The 20,600-nt window shown below is 39.5% G+C and carries 20 protein-coding genes and 1 tRNA gene; 6 read left to right on the forward strand and 15 right to left on the reverse strand.

Going from position 1 to position 20,600, the window contains the following annotated elements; all coding sequences use genetic code 11:
* Positions 1-262: 262 nt before the first annotated feature.
* Entirely contained in the window at positions 263-3,154 is a 2,892-nt protein-coding gene (locus tag QZZ41_RS01330) for a leucine-rich repeat protein (protein WP_295067014.1), read from the reverse strand.
* 349 nt (positions 3,155-3,503) lie between these two features.
* Between QZZ41_RS01330 and QZZ41_RS01335 the strand changes: the two genes are divergently transcribed.
* Positions 3,504-3,579 (forward strand) — tRNA-Thr (locus QZZ41_RS01335).
* A 415-nt stretch (positions 3,580-3,994) separates the two neighbouring features.
* Here the strand turns inward: QZZ41_RS01335 and pseG are convergent.
* Genes pseG through pseB form a run of 9 tightly spaced genes read right to left on the reverse strand, consistent with a single transcriptional unit; the run spans position 3,995 to position 11,852 of the window.
* Positions 3,995-5,026, reverse strand: a complete 1,032-nt coding sequence (pseG, locus tag QZZ41_RS01340) for a UDP-2,4-diacetamido-2,4,6-trideoxy-beta-L-altropyranose hydrolase (RefSeq protein WP_295067016.1) — start codon at positions 5,024-5,026, stop codon at positions 3,995-3,997.
* Positions 5,023-6,060: a pseudaminic acid synthase gene (gene pseI, locus QZZ41_RS01345; RefSeq protein WP_295067019.1), complete on the reverse strand. Its 1,038-nt coding sequence runs from the start codon at positions 6,058-6,060 to the stop codon at positions 5,023-5,025. The genes pseG and pseI overlap by 4 nt, the downstream gene beginning before the upstream one ends.
* Before the next feature lie 4 nt (positions 6,061-6,064).
* Positions 6,065-6,481, reverse strand: coding sequence for a VOC family protein (locus tag QZZ41_RS01350; protein ID WP_295067022.1), 417 nt, complete (start codon positions 6,479-6,481; stop codon positions 6,065-6,067).
* A gap of 11 nt (positions 6,482-6,492) precedes the next feature.
* Positions 6,493-7,038, reverse strand: coding sequence for a UDP-4-amino-4,6-dideoxy-N-acetyl-beta-L-altrosamine N-acetyltransferase (pseH, locus tag QZZ41_RS01355; protein WP_295067024.1), 546 nt, complete (start codon positions 7,036-7,038; stop codon positions 6,493-6,495).
* 23 nt (positions 7,039-7,061) lie between these two features.
* Positions 7,062-7,283 carry an acyl carrier protein gene (locus QZZ41_RS01360; protein WP_295067026.1) on the reverse strand — a complete coding sequence of 74 codons (222 nt, stop codon included), beginning with the start codon at positions 7,281-7,283 and terminating at the stop codon, positions 7,062-7,064.
* Positions 7,284-7,299: 16 nt separating this feature from the next.
* Positions 7,300-8,913, reverse strand: coding sequence for an HAD family hydrolase (locus QZZ41_RS01365; RefSeq protein WP_295067029.1), 1,614 nt, complete (start codon positions 8,911-8,913; stop codon positions 7,300-7,302).
* 10 nt (positions 8,914-8,923) lie between these two features.
* Positions 8,924-9,616 carry a pseudaminic acid cytidylyltransferase gene (gene pseF, locus QZZ41_RS01370; RefSeq protein ID WP_295067032.1) on the reverse strand — a complete coding sequence of 231 codons (693 nt, stop codon included), beginning with the start codon at positions 9,614-9,616 and terminating at the stop codon, positions 8,924-8,926.
* 9 nt (positions 9,617-9,625) lie between these two features.
* Positions 9,626-10,819 carry a UDP-4-amino-4,6-dideoxy-N-acetyl-beta-L-altrosamine transaminase gene (gene pseC, locus QZZ41_RS01375; RefSeq protein ID WP_295067035.1) on the reverse strand — a complete coding sequence of 398 codons (1,194 nt, stop codon included), beginning with the start codon at positions 10,817-10,819 and terminating at the stop codon, positions 9,626-9,628.
* Positions 10,820-10,856: 37 nt separating this feature from the next.
* Complete coding sequence (gene pseB / locus QZZ41_RS01380; protein WP_295067038.1) at positions 10,857-11,852, reverse strand: UDP-N-acetylglucosamine 4,6-dehydratase (inverting); 996 nt, start codon at positions 11,850-11,852, stop codon at positions 10,857-10,859.
* Positions 11,853-12,126: 274 nt separating this feature from the next.
* Between pseB and QZZ41_RS15395 the strand changes: the two genes are divergently transcribed.
* Together QZZ41_RS15395 and QZZ41_RS01385 are read left to right on the forward strand one after the other, a co-directional pair.
* Entirely contained in the window at positions 12,127-12,318 is a 192-nt protein-coding gene (locus QZZ41_RS15395) for a transposase (protein ID WP_367267425.1), read from the forward strand.
* A gap of 374 nt (positions 12,319-12,692) precedes the next feature.
* Positions 12,693-13,391: a hypothetical protein gene (locus tag QZZ41_RS01385; protein ID WP_295067041.1), complete on the forward strand. Its 699-nt coding sequence runs from the start codon at positions 12,693-12,695 to the stop codon at positions 13,389-13,391.
* Here the strand turns inward: QZZ41_RS01385 and QZZ41_RS01390 are convergent.
* From QZZ41_RS01390 to QZZ41_RS01410, 5 genes are all read right to left on the reverse strand, one after another.
* The gene (locus QZZ41_RS01390) at positions 13,336-14,838 is read right to left on the reverse strand and encodes a polyamine aminopropyltransferase (protein WP_295067044.1); all 1,503 of its coding nucleotides are present in this window, start codon (positions 14,836-14,838) and stop codon (positions 13,336-13,338) included. The two genes, QZZ41_RS01385 and QZZ41_RS01390, sit on opposite strands and share 56 nt — an antisense overlap.
* Positions 14,839-14,847: 9 nt before the next feature.
* On the reverse strand, positions 14,848-15,279 hold the full coding sequence (locus QZZ41_RS01395; protein ID WP_074715494.1) for a DUF350 domain-containing protein: 432 nt from the start codon (positions 15,277-15,279) through the stop codon (positions 14,848-14,850).
* Between the two features lie 11 nt (positions 15,280-15,290).
* Positions 15,291-16,373 carry a DUF4178 domain-containing protein gene (locus QZZ41_RS01400; protein ID WP_295067050.1) on the reverse strand — a complete coding sequence of 361 codons (1,083 nt, stop codon included), beginning with the start codon at positions 16,371-16,373 and terminating at the stop codon, positions 15,291-15,293.
* Between the two features lie 169 nt (positions 16,374-16,542).
* On the reverse strand, positions 16,543-17,100 hold the full coding sequence (locus QZZ41_RS01405) for a hypothetical protein (RefSeq protein WP_295067053.1): 558 nt from the start codon (positions 17,098-17,100) through the stop codon (positions 16,543-16,545).
* A 122-nt stretch (positions 17,101-17,222) separates the two neighbouring features.
* Complete coding sequence (locus tag QZZ41_RS01410) at positions 17,223-18,182, reverse strand: phosphatase PAP2 family protein (protein ID WP_295067056.1); 960 nt, start codon at positions 18,180-18,182, stop codon at positions 17,223-17,225.
* A 176-nt stretch (positions 18,183-18,358) separates the two neighbouring features.
* On the opposite strand from QZZ41_RS01410, the gene QZZ41_RS01415 reads away from it, so the two are divergent.
* The 3 genes from QZZ41_RS01415 to QZZ41_RS01425 all read left to right on the forward strand — a co-directional run bounded on the left by QZZ41_RS01415 (position 18,359) and on the right by QZZ41_RS01425 (position 20,581).
* Positions 18,359-18,829, forward strand: a complete 471-nt coding sequence (locus QZZ41_RS01415; protein WP_295067059.1) for a hypothetical protein — start codon at positions 18,359-18,361, stop codon at positions 18,827-18,829.
* A 161-nt stretch (positions 18,830-18,990) separates the two neighbouring features.
* Positions 18,991-19,833 carry a DUF89 domain-containing protein gene (locus tag QZZ41_RS01420; RefSeq protein ID WP_295067061.1) on the forward strand — a complete coding sequence of 281 codons (843 nt, stop codon included), beginning with the start codon at positions 18,991-18,993 and terminating at the stop codon, positions 19,831-19,833.
* Positions 19,834-19,852: 19 nt separating this feature from the next.
* A complete protein-coding gene (locus QZZ41_RS01425; protein WP_295067064.1) occupies positions 19,853-20,581 on the forward strand; it encodes a histidine phosphatase family protein in 729 nt (242 codons plus the stop codon).
* The last annotated feature ends 19 nt before the right edge of the window (positions 20,582-20,600 follow it).

Genomic DNA, 20,600 nt, shown 5'->3' on the forward strand with positions numbered 1-20,600 from the left:
GAGTTTATGCGCAATTGACGGGAGCCCGAGGGCGAGCTCCCCTACAGTATGTCATTTGGAGTTTATGCGTAATTTGCGGACGACCCATGGTCGTCCCTACAGCGCGCTAATGTTACTATCGTTGGGTTTGACGGGCGCGCGGAACGCGCTCCTACAAGCTAACACGGCTAACGGCTCGGGCGGATAATATCCGCCATTATAATTATGAATTAAAAGAGCCGCTTTCGACATAGTTATCGGAAGCGGCTGCTTTTTTTATTTATCAGTCTGCCAGTATCATCTTGCGGAACTCTATCACATCAAATACATCAGCGTTTCCGTCACCGTTAAGGTCAGCGGACTTGTACTGCTTTTCGCTGAATGTGTAAGTACCGTGGATATATCTGTTCATAAGAACGAGGTCGCCTACGTTGAACTGTCCGTCACCGTTGAGGTCGCCGTTCTTATATGCAAGGCTGTCGTCTATCTCCTCGAACTTCAAGCCGTACATCTGAGCATAAGCCTCAGCAGTAGAGCCCTTGTAGCCGTGGATAACGGTATCACCGACAGGTCTGCTGTTAAGCTCTTTGATCTCATAAGCATATGTTCTGACATCAGTAAAGTTTGGTCTGTTATCTCCGCTGCGAATACCTACCAGTTCATCGGCAGATTCATAATGAGTTGCGCGTATTGTCTGATTTCCTGCACATATCTCACACTCGGGATCGTAGATATAAACATCACGGAGGAATACTGCGTTCTTAAATGCATCGTAATCGAGTACGTGAGAATAAACATCGGCTCTTGTGCAGTTCTTGGTGGTGTCGTTGACCATTTCCCAGCCCATTTTTGTAACGCTTGCAGGGACAGTGATATTTCCGTATGCAGATATGCTTGCAACGCCCTCTGTGCCCTCTTTTATGGTGATATTCTTTACCTTCGGATCAACATCGACCAGCCAGCCGTCAAAATAGCCCAGGCCGTTCTCGTAATTGACCACAGGAGTCTCATAGAATGCGTTGCAGCCGATATGCTTGACGCTTGCAGGGATATTTATATCAGTCAGCGATACACAGCCGTTGAACGCATTATCGCCTATTATATCCAGCTCGCTTGGCAGTTTTATGCTTTTCAGCTTGCCTGCACCGCAGAAAGCATTTCTGCTGATCGTTGTGATACCGTCTGGCAGCTCTACGCTCTCAACATTTTTGAGGCTGTGGAATGCGCCTGTGCGGATTTTCGTAACGCTGTCGGGGACTACTATCTTTGTCTTTTCGTAATTTGACGGAACTTTGATAAGCTCTGTCATGTCCTTGTTGTAGATTATTCCGTCAACAGAAACTAAATACGGATTATCTTCGCTTACCTCATAATATGCGGTATTGTCATACTGGAGATCGTAATTTACATCAATGTACTGTATACTTGCAGGAAGCTTTACTGTGCCTGCATTAAGATTGCAGTTAATAACAAATCCCGTTACAGGTACACCCTTTATTTTCTCAGGGATCTCAATGTCCTTTGGAACTGTATTATGATTGCCTTTTAATCTTGCAGTTGCAACAGAATTACCGTATATCCAGTATGTTATGTCTTTCTCGTCATATACCTCAGGACCTACATTAGCTGACGGAGGTACGAAAGCATCAAATATCCTTCTGTATTTACGTGCGTATTCCTCGGCTGTAGAGCCCTCATATCCGCGGATAATGGTATCATACTTTGCAGGATTGCCTATCTTTATAGGTGCATTGTATACCTTTTCTACAGGCTGTGCAACTGCCACACCTGAGTTGTCCTCAGTATTCTGAGAAAGTTTTTCCCTATATTTCTCCATGTATGCTTCAACTTTTTCTTTGAATTTTGAATCAGTGCTCGAAGTGTTGACAGAATGAGTTATGGTAGTTATTTCACCTGCATCATCATCTTTTGAAAAACGTTCATTAATTATTTCGGTAATTGAAGTATTTATGGCTGTTGAGATGGAGTTAGCCCCGCTGCTTGAAGAAGCAGTAACCCGAGTATGTCTGATAATATAGTCATTCTCTTCGGTATTTTCCTCTTCCTCAGGAGCTTCCTTTGGCTCTCTCCAGTATGAGGGGATAGTTACTGCATCGTCTTCTATCTTACAGTCGCGGTCAGAAATCCATACTTCTTTTACAGTCAGACAGCCAAGAGTTCTTGCAGGGATAGCAGGACAGTGGAATTCTACAAGCTCTAAAGGCATATACAAGCCCAAAGCAAGGTATCTTCCCAAGTGGATAACAGAATCAGGTACAGTGATAACTTTCAGCTTGTTCTTTGAGATGAAAAGTCCTTCGATAGTACCTACTGTGCCCATACGTATATCAGCACGTTCTATATCGTTATCTGAGCCTACAGCCCACTTGTCAACATAGTGTATGCCGTCCTCGTTTTCGATAGCTCCCGAATCTTTGAAAGCATCATTATATATATAATCAACAGAGCCGGGGATCCTTACGCCTTTCAGAGCCTTTGTGCCTGCGAAAGTGTACGTGTTTATAGCCTTTACGCCGTCAGGTATATTTATAGAGGTGAGAGCTGTACAGCCTATGAAAGCTCCTTCACCTATTTCTCTAACATTATTGCTTACCTCTATCTTTGTAAGCTTTTGACAGCTTACAAAAGCGTATGGAGCGATCGCCTTTGCCTCATCGGCTATCTTTACCTCAGTGGCACTTGCTGAAGGAGGAAATGCAACGACTGTTTTCATGTCCTTGCTGTATAGTACACCGTCAACAACCGTAAATGACTCGTTATCCTCGCTGACAGCTATCTCTTCCATGCTGAATTCTGCAATATCACCCCAGTTTATGACACTGACATTTTTTGTAAGAGTCAGCTTTTTGATGTTTTTGCAGTTTCTGAAAGCACCCCATTCTATACCTACTACAGGAACATCGTTGATAGTTTCGGGAACTGTGAATTCTTCGATGTTTTCATCATTGACATAATGAACAGCTGCATATCCTTTGAAGATACTATAGCTGACACCGTCCTTTTCTACAGTTGTCGAACTGCCGCTGAAATCATACTCCGCAGTAGTTTCTGTCTCTGAAACTACCTCAGCAGATGCGCTGAACGGTACAGTTGCCACAGAACTTGTTATAACAGTAAGTGCGGCAAGAATTGAAATAAATCCCTTGATTTTCATAATAATTTACCTCCTATATCAAAAAAATATATATAATATATACACTACAATATATTATATCAGTTGTGCTTCTGTATGTCAATGTTTTTCACGTCAGTGGATTTGGACTTTTCTTAATGTTGCTCTTGACTTTTTTACGCTGATATTATATAATTATATTGTTGCAGATTTGATATGTCAGTGATGTGCAGCTCATTTGCTGAACAAACGACCGTTGCCAGCGGCAGATAAAGGGAGTTTGTGAAGGGAAGAAATATGGAGAAATGCGAGCGCAAGCGAGCAGTACGACTAATTTCTGACTGACAATGAGCAGGTCGCAGAGACCTGCATAAAAAATACAATAGAATATGCTTGTGTAGCACAGTTGGTAGTGCAGCTCATTCGTAATGAGCAGGTCGCAGGTTCGAGTCCCGTCACAAGCTCCAAAGAACCGCTTAGGAAATCGACTGAGCGGCTTTTTGTTGAATTTTTCTCATATCATTGAAAAACCAACATTGAATAGACTCTCTAACCCCCTCGAAACTAACAGTATAGTTTTGAGGGGGGATTTTTATAGAGTATATTCTTCAATTAACCTTTTTACTTTACGAAGTATCCTGACTGTATCACGTTTAGTTTTATAGCCATTTTTCTTTTTGAAGAATATAAGACTTATTATAACTTTTATGATACTTATTGCAATTACGGTCGGATAAGCTGATCTATACTCCGGTTCAGGCATATTTTTAAAGTTCATATTGTATCAGCCTGCAATAAGCATCAGCGGCATAACTGAACAAGTTTGTTGTAATGTATCAGAGCTTTTTCGTGAAATGGCAAGCTAAGAAAAAGATGTAAGGGTCAAAATCCCTTACATCTTTTTCCTTCAGCTAATATCTTTGCTATTCTGTCAGCTCCGTTACCGTCAACAAGTGTTTGCATTTTTTCAGATAATTTCCTTCTTAGGGGTTCATCATTTATCATCTTCTTAAGCAACAATATTAAACGTTTCTCGAATTCATTGTCATTTCGACAATCACCTGCACTAAGAATAATGCCTTGTTTGTCAAATTGTTCCGCTGCTATAATCTGATTATCAGCCAGCGTGTATGTGATAGTAGGTGTTCCGGTTGCGCACAGCTCATAGAGTGTCGTACCGGCTGCCGAGATTGCAATGTCACAATTCTTCATAAGATCAGACATATGCTTTTCATTGATATGAAGAACCGCATTCATTTTATCCGCTGCCAATTTCTTTATATCAGCTATTCCCGGATTAAGAGCACCAACGATAAAATGAAAAACAATATTTGTATATTCAGGACACACATCTCTGATCAGTTTCTCTGTTATCTTTTCCGGATCAGCACCGCCGGCGGAAATAAGTACATCAGACACATTCTTAATCTCGTGCTTTGGGCAGCCTTTGAACTCATCTCGGAGAGGTGCGTATTGTGGATGCAGTATTAGCTTAGTTTTCGTTCCTATATACCATGAATAGTCATATACTGCCGCATATATATTGTAGTTAATAATTGCATCGACATCATAACGTTCAAGGTTCATATCATCAATGTATGCTACTCTGCATTCTTGTGATATTGTTTTCAAATAATTCCCTGTTGCAAAATAGTTGTCAACAAGTATGATTTCAGGCTGTCTCTCACGAATCACATTTATGAGTATTTGGAGTTCTGATTCTAAATCTGTCCATATGATATCAAGACATATCGTTTGAAATCCATTACTTTCGATTAGTGCTTTAGACTTCTCATCTGCGATCACAAACAAAGAATCTTGTCCGTGAAGAAGAAATGCTTTAGCAATAGACAGGCAACGCATCACATGACCTGCTCCGATTATTTCGTTTGCGTCTGCTCTAAATAATATCATTTCTCAACATCATCCCAGGTTAAAGGAGTACCGAATGGAATATCGCGACTCGCTTTCTTACTGTTGATAAAATAATCATAGTATCTTGTATGAAGACCGCAGGCAGGACGAATAGATCGGATATTCTCGGGAGTAAATACTTCCCCAGCCTTAATATCTTTTACAGCGAATAAACTCCTTCTGTGCGCATAACTCTGAGCCTCGTCCTCGCTTGGACCATAAGTCACTCTTCCAAGACTCAATTCGGTATTGCGCACATCGGTTATCATCTGCTTAAACTCATCTTTGTCAAGAGAGAAAGCACCATCAATAGTTTTGTCTTCTTTGGACAAACAAATATGCTTTTCAATGATAGGAACACCAAGTGCAACTGCTGCGATATCTGTTAGGGTTCCTATAGAATGGTCTGAAAGCCCAACCGGCACACCGAACTTTTCCTTCATATCTATAATGGTGCGAAGGTTCATTGTTGAATAGTTGGTAGGATAAGCACTGCAGCATTTCAAAAGGATTAAATTCTCGTTGCCCGTTTTCTTAACCGTTTCCACTGCTTCTCTTATTTCATCTTCAGAAGCCATTCCGCAGGAAATAATCATCGGCTTTCCTGTTTCAGCGACCTTTCTGATAAGCGGGATATCTACAATTTCAAAGCTGGCAATTTTATAAAATCCAACTCCAATATTTTCAAGAAAATCGACTGCCGTAAAGTCAAATGGAGTTGAAAGAAATTCCATACCTAGCTTTTCGGCTTCCTCTTTTATTGTTTTCGTCCACTCCCATGGCGTGTATGCCTTTGTATACAGATCATACAAATAATCATTCTGCCAAAGCCCGGTTTTAACAAGAAAAGGCTCAGTATGGCAATTAATTGTGATCGTGTCTGCTGTGTATGTCTGTATCTTCAGACAATCCGCTCCTGCATCAGCAGCAGCATGAACTATGTCCAGTGCCTTTTCGATTTTTCCATCATGATTGCCGCTCATTTCAGCAATAATGTAGGTTTTCTTATTATTCATGTATTCAAATAGTTTCATTTGCTTACCCCTTCATCTCGACAAGTTCGATTGTCCCTGCACCTGTCTTAAACAGGAACGCCACTTGTCTATACCTGAACGCCATCGCTTTGGCAGGTCTCTTCAGCACCATCCATCCCGACGTTTTCAGCTCTTGAATGCTATCTTCCAAGTTTTGTACTTGATAGCAAACATGGTAAGGACCTTCTCCCTGCCTTTTTAGTGTAGAATAAACATCTGATGCTTCATCTATTGGGCTAACAAGTTCAATTCTGGTTCCTTCATTTCGCAGAAAACATATATACACATTCCTTGGTTTAGAATCACCGTCTGATACATTGTCTTCATAAACCTCCGATTCCTGTTCATACCCGAGAGCAAGGAATAATTCTATGGATTTCTTGATATCCTTGCACAGATATCCGATATGATCAACTTTCATGTTATAATCCTTTACTCAAATTGAAAACTTTCATATTTGGTATTTTTACGTTTTACGAACCATTCTTCTGCTATGATGGATCCGACAGAGATATCATGATATATGCCATTCTTGCATATATGCTGTCTCATGAGCCCGTCTTCTTTTCCACCACACATAATATGAAGCTTTATGACCTGTTTATTATCTGCAAAAGTTTCATTACAGAGTTTATGAAGCTTTAAAACATCAAAAACATAGTCGTAAAGACTCCACTCCAAGTACAGTGCAAGTTGCAATGACCTCGCATCTTTTTCGGCGATATAGTATCCCCAACTGCACCTTGAATTTATTCTGTCAATATCAAAGACATTAATAAGACCAATTGGTCTGTCGTCAAATCGAATAATCCAGTTGATCTGATTATCCCGATCTTTGATACTTTCAAACCATTTTTTCTGTTTGTCAAGTGTCAAAATTGGATCTGTGTTCATGAATTTCGTGATATACGGTCTCATACGCCAGTCCATTACCATTTCAAGATCACTTTCTTGAAGCCGCGTCATTATTACATTCATGGGCAATTGCTCCTTTAAGAAATTCAGAGTGCTTTTGCACAAGCAATAAGCTCTCCTAATGTTTCAACCTCTATTGCTCTATCCAAAGGAATTTCGATATTATACTTTTCCTGCAGTTCTGAAATCATCATCACAAATTGCAGAGAGTCAAATCCATCAATTTCCCTGATAATTGTTTCATCTGAAAATACGCTTGAATCCTGTTCCATAACCTGCGCTAATACTTCAATAATCTGTTCCTTCATAAATAATCTTCCTCCATCATTCATTCACGTAATATTTCCTTTTCGGTCGATTTCTGAGTTTGATCACATATTGGGTTTCCTCGTCAGTCTTCGATATCACTTCGTATCCCAATCCATCAAACAGTTTTTCGACCGGAGCATTCTTCGCAGTTTTTATATACTTGGCGTGTAGGACTTCATAGCCGATCTGTTCCAGATCATTTTCAATTTGATCAATCACATAATTCTCAATATACTTGCCCATAACACGGCAACTCATTAGGAAAGAATTGATCTCGATCCGCTTACAATCAATTATTGCTGCTGCAACCAATCCATAATCGCCATACCTATCTTTCACATTATAAGCATAGATTTTATAGCCATTCTGAAGTAGCTTGTCGATATCCTGTCTTGTATATCTAATGGTGGTAAGATTAAACTGATTCGTTTTACTGTGCATCTGTGCAATTCGATCAAGACGAAAGTCATCCAGTTCTACTTTCTCTACTATCAGTTTCAAAGAACGCAGAAAATCCTCATACGACATCACCTTTGAGGCTTCATTACGCATGGCATTCTCTGCATACTGCTGTGTCTTAGCCTTGTCCTCAGCAGACAATCGGATTCTCTTAAAGAATCTATTGTAAATATTTTCGATAAATGTAGGATAATCCTCAACCTTTTCGGGGAAGTTAGGAACCTCCACCATTGGAAGGCGCATCTTGATATTATCCCTCTCTGAAGCCATATCATCAATAAATACAAACGAATCAAGCCCCAAATTTAATTCCTTGGCAATCTCAGCGATATTGTCTGCCTTATCTGCCCAGTTGATCTTTACTGAAACAAAATCGTCACGTTTAAGCAGCATATAAGGATGCTTCTCCCATACTTCCATAACATCTGCTTCATTATTTTTTGAAGCAATCGCCAATAGCGTGCCTGTGTTCTTGATAGCCTTGATCTGCTGCTGAACCTTCTTGTAAATTGCTCCAATGTGGTTATCGGACAGTTTGATTCCTTCTACTCCAAGCTCTCCGAGGATCCCTCCCCACAGAGTATTGTCAAGATCCAAAGCCAAAACCTTTTTGGTTGTTTTGTTCAGTATTTCCAGTGCTCTCTCAATTTCGCAGGCGACTATTGAACTGCCTTCGTTTGTAAAAGGGATTTTTCCCATATACCACATTTTATCTGAGAAAACTCTATCTTTACCGACATTGAAAATTACACTGGTTAGTTTTAATGGATGAACATTCAAGTGAGTTGCCACTCGCTTATTAAGCTCATCGATCCAATATCCTGTTACTGAGTACTCCATGAATGAATCATTATCTGCCAGTATGCCTGATCTAAAGATCACATCTGATATAAAATAGTCCTTATCCGATTTTAAATTTGAATCCAAAACAGCAAACCATTCATTAATAATATCTTTCGCCTGATTCAGATCTGTACAGCCATCCGTCAGTTGTTCTATATCGATGAATAATACTATTACATTCGGATCGGCCTGATTTAATGTGGAATTAGTGTTAAGCAATTGTCCCCAGACATCGCCATAACCCACTGAAGGAACACAGTCCAGTTTCTTTGCCAATAATCGCAAAATGAAATCTGTGTTCACATTTGACAGTAATGCAACCTTCACAATAAACTCCTTATTTCTGATAAAAAAGCATCTTATATTTCAGTTCAGCCATTTCCCAATCGCTAAGATTATCAATGTCCTGAACCATTATCTCGTCCATAACAAATGGTATAGTATCATCTGTAATAAGTTTTCGTTCTGCCTTGAACTCGGGTATCCTGAACATACTAAATGAGCCGCAATCGTGATACATCTTTTCGATATCCTGAGATCTTGTATTCAGATATTCCGGCTGTGCCAAAACGATCTTATTCTTGCGAATAAACACACCTCTTTGCGGTGGGAAAGAAAACGCCACTACGGGCAACAAAGTTTTTGATGTGCTTTGGCTTAGGGTATCAAAAGCGTTCAGTAGAGTTTCTGATGTAACAAAAGGAGCGGTAGGATAAAGGCAACATCCTATATCGTATTTTTTTTCCGACTCTTCATACCTTTCAAGAACCTCAAGCAATACATCAGAGGTCGTTGCAAAATCATTGCTGGTAGCTTCACTTCTCATAAATGGGACTTCAGCACCATACTTTTTGGCAATTGACGCTATTTCTTCACTATCTGTTGAAACCATTACCTCATCAAACACACCGCTGTTAAGAGCTGCTTCAATGCTGTATGCAATGATAGGCTTACCACAAAACTCCTTGATGTTCTTTTTAGGAATGCGTTTAGAACCGCCTCGTGCTGTTATAATTGCTATAGAAGCCATATTTACACCTTACTTTTTATAATAATCAAGCACCTTACGAATTGCAGCAACTACTTTATTCTGCTCATCATCACTAAGCGAATAGTAAAGCGGAATAGAGATAATACGCTCATAAAGCTTCTCTGCATTCGGACAGGTTCCCATTTTGTATCCAAGTGACTGATAATACGGGAACGAGTATAACGGGATATAATGCACATTTACACCAACGCCCTCTGCCAGCAAAGCGTCAAATATCTCTTTTCGTGAACAGTTCAGCATTTCAAGATTGAGCTGGATAACGTAAAGGTGCCGTACTGTATCAGATTCAGCTATTTCCTCCTGAATAGTAATTTCCGGCATTTCTGTAAAAGCATCATCATAATGCTTTACAAGTTCTTTTCTTCTATTGCCAAACAATTCAAGTTTATCAAGTTGACTTGATAACAGAGCTGCCTGCATATCTGTCATTCTATAATTATAGCCAAGAGCGATTTGTTGATAATACCAGACGCCTTCTGAAGGCTTGTTCATCATATCCTGAGCACGAGTAATACCATGAGTACGGAATAGTACCAAACGCTTATACAATTCCTCATTATTCGTTGTAATTGCACCGCCTTCACCAGCTGTACACGTTTTAACAGGGTGAAAACTGAATTCTGTCATATCCGCTATGCTGCCAACAGGCTTTCCTTTATATTTTGTTCCCAGAGAATGAGCTGCGTCTTCGATCAGGATCAGACCATGACGGTCACAGATCTCACGAATGCGATCAAGCTGTACTGCCTGACCAGTGTAATCAACTGCAACTACAGCTTTCGTCTTATCAGTGATACATTTTTCAATGCTATCCGGATCAATGTTATACGTTGAAGGGTCTATATCCGCAAAAACAGGTTTTGCGCCTAAATACAACGCACAGTTGGCAGAAGCCGCAAACGTGATCGGGGTGGTTATGACCTCATCGCCTGCACCAATACCTGCTGCAAATATGCAAGCATGAAGTGCAGCTGTACCATTTGCAATCAACACAGCATATTTCGCACCTGTAATCTCACAGAGTTTATTCTCTGCTTCAGTAATTTTCGGTCCACAAGTTAGATAATCGCTCTTTAATACATCAACAACTGCTTTAATATCATGGTCATCAATATACTGATGACCATATCCGATTTTTTTTTCAAAAACAGGTTTGCCGCCAAAAACAGCTAACTTTTCCACTTAAATCACTCCTCTGAATATGTACAATTAGTTTTGATCAGATTTTTCCGATTTTAACTTTATTAGCTTCGATCCATTGCTGAAGCTGTTTAATTGACATCCATTCAGTGTTGTTGTCAGAAGTGTAACTGAATCCTTCAGATACTCTTACACCACCCTTGATCATGGTTTCAATAGAAGTCCATTCACAAATCTGAGGGAGAATTTTATAGTGTTCAGGATATTCATATGTAAAGTTTGCATCTTCAACACCTATCATTTGCTCGTGTAGCTTTTCACCAGGGCGAATTCCAATCTCGACCTGCTCAGCATCGGGATCAACAGCAGTTGCAATGTCACAGATATTCATAGACGGAATCTTCTTTACATATATCTCGCCGCCTTCCATATCATTAAATGCGTGCCATACAAGCTCTACTCCCTGTTCAAGAGAAATCATAAAACGAGTCATTCGCTTGTCAGTAATGGTAAGTTTTCCAGAACTTGCTGTTTCCATAAAGAAAGGGATAACAGAACCACGAGAGCCCATAACATTTCCATATCTAACTACAGCAAACTTAGTTCTGCCGCCTGTATAAGAGTTACCGGCAATAAAAATCTTGTCCGAACAAAGCTTTGTTGCACCATAAAGATTAACAGGAGAACTCGCCTTATCAGTAGAAAGAGCAACAAGCCCCTTAACACCGGAATCAATGCAGGCATCTATAAGATTCATTGCACCATTTACATTTGTCTTTATGCATTCAAATGGATTGTATTCGGCTGTAGGAACAATCTTGGTGGCAGCTGCATGAACAACATAGTCAACACCATTCAATGCTCTATAGAGTCTCTCTTTGTCTCTTACATCACCGATAAAGAATCTAACTCTCTTATCACCCTGAAATTTCTTCGCCATGTTCCACTGCTTCATTTCATCTCTTGAATATATGATTATCTTCTTCGGATTATATTTTGCCAGAGTCATCGGAACAAAAGTATTACCGAATGAACCTGTACCACCAGTTACCAGAATTGTCTTTTCGAATAACATAGATTTACCTCCAAAAATAAAATTTACTGCTCAATTATATATATGAAACAGCCATATTGATATTATCAATTTAATCATAAACCAATAGTTTATCAACACAGCGAACGATTGTTAAAATATATAATATTTTCCCAAATCTATTAATACAGCCATAATTAATGATAATTAAATTATCAATCATCGCAGATCGTTTTAACTTCCTGCGAAAATAAAACAGATCGCTATCAATTTTATTTACTCAACAAAGGAATCATATAATACAATTTTAGCATAAATGTTGAATCTTTGCAAGACCTTGCCTGAATATTCTGTTGTTAGAGATATAAATTGTATCGGAGATGTTCTTGAACCGCATATCATAGCTGAGAGAGGGGATTTGCGCCGTTTCAGAAACAAACACTCTTTGATTGCTTATGCTGGCATTGAGGCTCCGCCTATAAGGTTTTTCGTGTTTACTACAGCATAGTTATGGAGATTTGCTGTATCTTTTTATTCTCAATATATCGGCATTTTCAACAATGCATAGCTTTCGACATTGGTTATTCTGCCTATTGATTATCCTTAGTAGTTTTTTATGTATATTATGCAGATCTTTGATAGGTTCACTTTTTGCCTGCTTTAACATCAAACACAGCAGTTCGTAAACATAGACTTCAACATACCTCCCATTGAAAATGCAGCTTACCATGGTAAAAAAACAACTTACCGATATTCTATTGACTTCATGCAAAAAGCAATAGCATAATAAGTATATAAAACATAAATTATTTCCTTATATTAAGGGGGCAAGATCAATGACCTTGCTTTTTACAAAATTTAATACAGAACGTAGAAATTGATATGAAAGCCAGACCGATCGCACTGTTAACAGCTACTGCAACATTGATGCCTGTCCATGCTGCAGAGCAGTCCGCAGCTGAAAAGTGCGCGGAAAATTTTCTTGAATGGATATCTACAGTTTTTGAGTCCGCACAGGAATTCCGCAACACTTATGGAGCTACACATATTGTGGACGGAGCTGTATGTGTCGTTTTTGAAATTGAATATGACGCACCTGATCCTGATGTTAATTATTTTGAAAACAGATATTTATTTAATGCCACAAATGGTGTCAGAGGATCAACGAAATTAAATTACTACTTTAATGAGAATGATCTTGAAGATAATACAGTGTATGTCGTTGTGGCAATCACATCAATACCTGCAGATGAATTTGAAGTGGAATTTATCGACAGATCAATAAACTCAAGCATAGATACCGCTCATCCACATTCTGTCGGACATTATTCTTTTAAAGGAATAGGTAGGTATAATACCATAGAAACAGATATTTACAACTGGCTTCCCGACTGTGAGACCGAGTACAGGACTACGTTGAAAAAATACGGTTTGGTCTCTGTCAGGGATAACTTTGTTGTGTTCTGCTTGGATTCAAATGCAGGTACTCCTTTTACATTGCAGGAAAAGTCAGACAAAAGAAGCTTTATTCCCAATCTTTTACAGCTTCATTATAGTATTGGATCAAAATGGGTTTTGTAAGCTGATTGATATCTGTATTTGTATCAACTTCGTCCTTTGCGAAAGAGAAAAGAGACTCTATATTATCTTCGGAAAGATAACGAGTATCAACTGCAAGTTTATGCTTCTTTTCAAGTACAGCACGGCTTGCCATATTGAATCCCCAATCTCCGAAAGAAGGCACCTGCAAATGATAAGGCTTAACTTCAAATCCTTCGCTTTCGATAGTTCTGTTGATGCACCAGAAAGCTTTAGGAGCATAATAAGGACTGGTAGACTGTACATTTATTATACCGTTGTCGGTAAGGTGATTGCCGCATAAGCGATAGAATATGTTGCTGTAAAGTTTATTCAGAGCCTCATTATTCGGATCGGGAAGATCAACGATTATAACATCAAAAAGCCCGTCTGTTTCTTTAAGGTATTGATAAGCATCCATATTGATTATAGTCAGCTTATCACTGTTTAATGATCCCTCATTGATTTTTGAGATCTGCTTGTCAGAACGGCATAGATCAGTCATACCCTTATCAAGGTCGATCATAGTTATCTGTTTGATATCAGGGTATTTCAGCAATTCACGGACTGCCAGTCCGTCGCCGCCTCCGAGGATAAGTACTTTATCGTGCTTTTCAGCATAAAGCATAGGGATATGTACAAGACTTTCATGATACCGATATTCGTCAGCAGATGAAAACTGACAGTTGCCGTCTATAAACAGACGAACATCTTCCTTATGCTTTGTAACGACTATTTTCTGATACTGTGTCTGTTCGATAAGTATAACATTATCTCTATAGAGTCCGCTTTCTATTACCCTGCTGATATTTTCGGAAAATACCATGCCTATTGCCATAATGACAAGAAGAACGACAGATGCGATACGGAATAAAAAGCTTTTTTTCAATCGGTTTTTGAATGAAAAAATAATCACGGTTGCACATATAAGATTAAAAGCACCGGCAAGAAAAGCTGTTGCAAAGTAGCCAAGATGAGGCAGCAAAAGCATAGGAAAGACGATCGCGCCTATCAGACCACCTATATAATCAAATGAAAAAATCGAGGAGAGTGTCAGCCTGAGTTCGTTTCTGTCCTCTTCAATAATACGTGTCAGAAGAGGTATTTCAAGTCCTGCAAGAGTACCGATAAGGATTATCTCGATATACATTACACAGGCGTATGATTCGATATACAGATTGGCAAGGAACAGTACAAGCGAACTTGTTCCGCCGATCAAGCCTATACATATCTCGACCATGGCAAAACTGTTGAACAGATCTTTCTTTATATATTTAGAAAGAAAGGATCCTATTCCCAGTGCAAACATATATAGTCCTATAGTTACAGAATACTGAAATGTGGAATCTCCCAGAAGATAAGAGCTGACAGCACTTATTATCAGCTCATAGACCATAGAACAGCCTGAGATAATAAGTGTTGTCAGCATAAGTATGCGATAATTTTTCATTTGTTCACCTTACATTATAACACCGCTGATAAGGATAGCAATTCCGATGAAAATACCTGCTACCATGATACCGGCAGAAGTATTGCCTTTACCGATCTCGGTGTTGAGCTCGTACTTGCGGTTTATAAACTTGATCGCAAGGTAGGCAAGCATAAAGAAAACAACACCTGCAACAAAATACAGAACGCTGCTCAGGATACCGTTCATCAGACTCTCTGTCTGACCGCTTTCTGAGGGAGAGTATATCGCAGCACGAAGCAATATTCCTACACCTATATTTATTCCTGCCGAAACAAAACCTACAGCTTTATTATCTTTTTTTATCTCCTCCGGAAACGAACATGGTATCACCAGATCTATGAAAAAATTGGCTGCAACCATTAATATCACTCCGAGGAAGGAATATATTGCCATTTCAAGTATATCTTTATAAAAATCCATAAAAACCTCCGTTATTTGCCGCTGCTCAGACCGCCGCCCGATGAGCGTCTCGTCCTGACGCTGCTTTGTCTTATGCTGTTTTGTCTGACAGTTTCTGAGTAAACCTTATACGTATTAGATGAAAATACAATGGGCTCGCCATAGTATGAATCATATGGCGATGATGAATTATTGTAGGTATCTTTGTCTTTATCATAGCCTGCCGAATAATAAAAGAGCTTGTAATAATCATGTACTTTACTTGTACTGCAGTATGGTGCGGTATCATTTTTAAATGCATATTTTCGACCGGACACCTGTACATACACATCACCGCTTTCAGCTATGTATACCAGACAGTATTCTTTTTTTGTAAGTATGCCTACAGCTTCGCTTCCTTCTGTGGTATCCGGCTGGATTTGTTCGATCTCGCCTTCAATGGCATCAATTATCCACTTGGTTACTTTATCTATTCCAAAAATCGAGTCTGTTTTATATACCTTTGCCTTCAGATCTTCATTACCTGTTATCGAAGTAACGTAACTTAAGTGATAATCATCATCTAACACCTTTTGAATAGTCGGCACTTTATGAAAAAATGAAGCCAGATATGGTCCGAACATGATCAAACAAAGTATCCCTATAAAGGTTAATGTTATCACAGAGCCCAGATATCTTGTTTTAAATGCTTCCTTTTTATCATGGCGAACAAAAGTTATCTCGTCCTCATCGAGATAATATCCTTCGCTCATCTCAACTTCATCGCTCCATATTTCCTTTGAGATGATCTTTTCCTCTGTCGAATCTTCATATTCATAAAATTGAGCACGATCACCAAAATGTACATCAACACTGCCGCTTCGGCTAACGACCACTTCTGTTCCACTGTCTACAAGATCATATCCCCATTCACTAATGCCGTATTTTACTTGGCTGATGGAGTATTCATGATAAACATCATCTATGCTGAGCCATTTTTCGCTTCCGCCATTAACAGGCTTCATTCGGTATTCATCCCAGCGCATTTTGTCTTTTGTGTTTTTGTATGTTATTTTGCCGATGATAAGATATTCAGTACCATCAACATTTAATACATCACCTATTTTAAAAACCAATGAATTATCTCCCCCTTTGGGTTTCATATCATATTTAGTTATTATATACTATAAAGCATATTTTGTCAAGAAACTTAATAATCAATGGTTGCACATCATTTTTTTAGTATGCTAATCCAACAGAGAAAAGGCGGTTAAAACCGCCTTTTTTAATGTTCTTTTCTGCTTGTCAATTCTTTCCGAATACAAAGGAAACTTCGTTCAGATCATTATTGTTAAAAATAATGATCAGTTTGCGAGGAGAATCTTGTCTGTCTTTGTAATGTATAATATTAGTGTTGTCGCTTTGATAATCAGGAGTTCCTAATGCTTTAAGTATTTCATCTTTCGTATTATCGAAACCGACACCGTTCAGACTGAAATCAAATCCCTTGGTATTTTGCGGCATATCAACAGCAAAACTGCTGAAATACTTCAAATCACTATCGGTATTATTATCAGCACCAAATATACATGGAGCAAAGTATTCTCCTTTATAATTGATATTAGTAACATACCTGTTGTCTATCTTTTGCACATCTGTATCAACTGTAAAATCCTTCCCCAGGTCATCCACTGTTAGCGGATATGAAAGCTGTTTACCGCATAGGTATGTAACATTGAGAAGTTCCTCCATGGTCCATCCTCCTTCAGGTGCTTTCATAGTTTCATAGTCTTTGGCACAGCCTGTAATGCCGCATACGATCACAGATGTACAAAACATCAATGCACAAACTTTTTTCTTCATATTTTTCTTCCAATATCATTTTTACAGCAATATGCTGCTGATAATTATTTTATATCATTTAGATATTTATGTCAATACCTTTCTTGTACAGAAATCCTTTCTGTGCTTTATATTAAGACCTTCTATGATATATCATTGGAAAAACGTTTTTTATCTTTGGTACTCTGTTTCATAACGGCAGGCCATATCAATATAATGAATGTCATCATAATGAAGTTCTTGGCAAAAGCTCCCCAGTGCAGACCGAATAAGGATCTCAGCGGAAAAATGCCGAAAGTTATTATCAGCACTGTGATAAAAGAACCTGCTATCCCGAGCATAATGGTTTTAGGCGATAGGGACGGGGTGTATCTTACCCATTTTCTCTCAGCGTATCTTGCAACGCAAAGGGCTGTAAGTCTGCCTATGCAGCCGAAGCCGTCTTTCATCATCGCTTTGGGATCAACGAGAAGTTTACCGTTCACTATATCCCTCGGGTACGGCTTTACGGATATATATACCAGTGCCGCTATACAGAAAACTATCCCTGCCGCCAGAACTATATCTTCTTTTTCTGTATGCTCTGACAGGTATGCAAACAGCTTTGACATAAATAGTACAGCGATCGTTCCGAGCAGTATAGCTGTGATAACGTCCTGTGGAGTATGTACTCCCAGATAATTTCGTGAGAAAGCGGTGAGCAGTATCATAAATACACAAACGAACGATATCCACCTTCGTTTTTTCGGTGTTCTAAGTGCAAGACACCCGTAAATGGACGCTGCATTGGCAGTATGACCGCTTGGGAATGAATATCCTGTAGAAAACATGACAGCATTACCTGCCGGAATGATACGGCTGTCCCTTATCCACGGTCGGTAGACGCAGGCAGTCAGTTTTACGACAACAGTAAGCACCGAACTCAAAGCATATGTTGACAGTGCATACAGCCCGATACGTTTATCTTTACACCAATAAATGAAAGCAGGTATCGTGATCAGGAATGATATAGCAAATAGTGATACCAGTTCCATAAAAGGTGTAAGTGCATCATTTATTCTTTCTCTGAAACGCTGTAAAAATAACAGGTAATCAATATCCATTTATATTGCTCCTTTTTTGATAGCTTTATGATCATTTTCATATCAATTATACATCACGTATGACTGAAAATCAACAAAAGGACATGATTTTATATCCGGCTAATGCGCCCCTTGAGATTGATTTATCTGCATGGTTATGATATAATGAATGAAACAAGCAAAGGTAGGTGTATAATATGGCTTATCTTATCTCACATCTACGGCTGCTTTATCTGCTTTCACTTGCGCTTGCAGGTATCGCTTATATTGTGATCGACATACATGATCTTGAACCTGTAAGCTGTCTTATCTCAGCGTTTTATGCAGCGATCCCTGAGTTGATAGCAGTTTCAGGACTATGGTTCTTTAATAAGGGATACAATATCCTGGCAATAATTGTTGCCGTGCTTTGCTGCATGGCAGCTGCCGCGGCAGTCTTTTTATTCTGGGCAGACAGCAAAAGTAATACATACGTATATCTTCCGTCAAAAGTGGTCGGGATCGCTGCCTTTATACTTAGCATAGTGGCTGTAATTATTTGCAGTATTTCATTTAAAGACAATATACCACAGATCATTCTGACATCATGCTGTATGTGCGGAATGATAAGTGTTGCCTATATTACAGGTTATCTGACAGCATTCGGAAAAGGCATGGGAAAGCCGTGAAAAAGTCCAGGACAGAGATACATTCACACTTTCCTATACTTCATGGCAGATACGAAAAGATTTTGGGTTTGAATTAATTGAGCATACCCATATAAAGCTTATACTTGAGAAAATTATCTGACAGATGAAACCATATCACATAAAATAAAAAGAGGTATATAATGCGAATTTCACAAAGCTGCGCTGAATGTTTGTATGAGCGTCAGAAGAACAAAACCAATAACGCCGGATATCTTGCTGAGATAAAAAGGCTTCTCGATAACCGAAAAGAAACGGACACAAGCCCGTATATGGTCTATCTTTTCAACAAAGCACATCTTGAATATTTCGGCGAAAGTGCGGATTACAGTGCGATAAAGAAGCAATACAATGATCTTGTACTTTCTATGGAGGACCGACTTCGCCGTGAGATAAACTCCTCCGATGATCCGCTTGCAAAGGCACTGATAATGTCCCGTATAGGCAATTATATAGACTTCGGAGCTATGAACAGCATTGACAGTGACGAGTTCCTTGCACTGTTCCGCAATACTGATATGCGTAAAGACGATGCAGGCACATATGAAGCTTTTCTCAGTGAGTGCGAAAAAGCCAGAACATTTCTTCTTATATGTGATAACTGCGGAGAAATAGTTCTCGACAAGCTTATGCTTGAACAGCTTAAAAAGAGATTTCCGCAGCTCATCGTCACGGCGATGGTTCGCGGCGGAGATGTTCTGAACGATGCAACTGCTAAAGACGCACATTATGTCGGACTGGATACTGTAGCACGGATAATATCCAATGGCGAAGCGATAGCTGGTACTATATACGAAATGCTTCCCGATGAAGCAAAAACAGTCCTTGATAATTCAGACGTAATACTCGCTAAAGGTCAGGGCAATTATGAATCAATGTCAGGACAAGGCAGGCACGTATTCTACGAATTCCTGTGTAAATGTGATCTGTTCATGACTCGTTTCAATGTTCCGAAGCTGACAGGAATGTTCATCGAAGAAAAGTAAATTAAGAAAGGCAAACAATATGAAATTGCTATTTATCAGGCATGGCGATCCTGACTATACTATAGACTCTCTTACTGAAAAGGGACGCAGAGAAGCTGAACTTCTTGCTGAGCGTATCGCTCCTATGGATATCGCTGACTATTACGTTTCACCGCTTGGCAGAGCGCAGGACACCGCTGGATACACCTTGAAGAAATGCGGACGCACTGCAAAAACTCTGGACTGGCTGCGTGAATTCGACAGGAACCTTATTATCGGACCTGACGGTCAGCGTCGTATCGCATGGGATATGCTTCCGCAGGACTGGACAAAAATCCCCGAATACTATGATAAAGACAAGTGGACAGATGTTCCCGTTATGTCGGAAGCGGATATGAGAAACGGTATCGCTTATGTACAGAAAGGCTTTGACGATCTGCTTGCCGAACACGGCTATGAACGAAACGGTAATTACTATAACGCTGTACGTCCGAACGAAGATACTATCGCGCTGTTCTGCCATTTCGGAGTTGAATGCGTAATGCTCGGACATCTTCTCGGTATCTCACCTATGCTGCTATGGCACGGTTTTATGGCTGCTCCCACATCAGTGACCACTGTCTGCACAGAAGAACGGCGCAAGGGGATAGCTTATTTCAGAGTCACAGCTTTCGGTGATATTTCCCATTTGAACAATAATAACGAACCGCCTGCTTTTGCAGGACGATTCTGTGAAGTGTTCAGTAATAACGACCAACGGCATGATTGATGATCAATGTATGCTCAAA

The sequence above is a fragment of the Ruminococcus sp. genome (assembly GCF_016283395.1).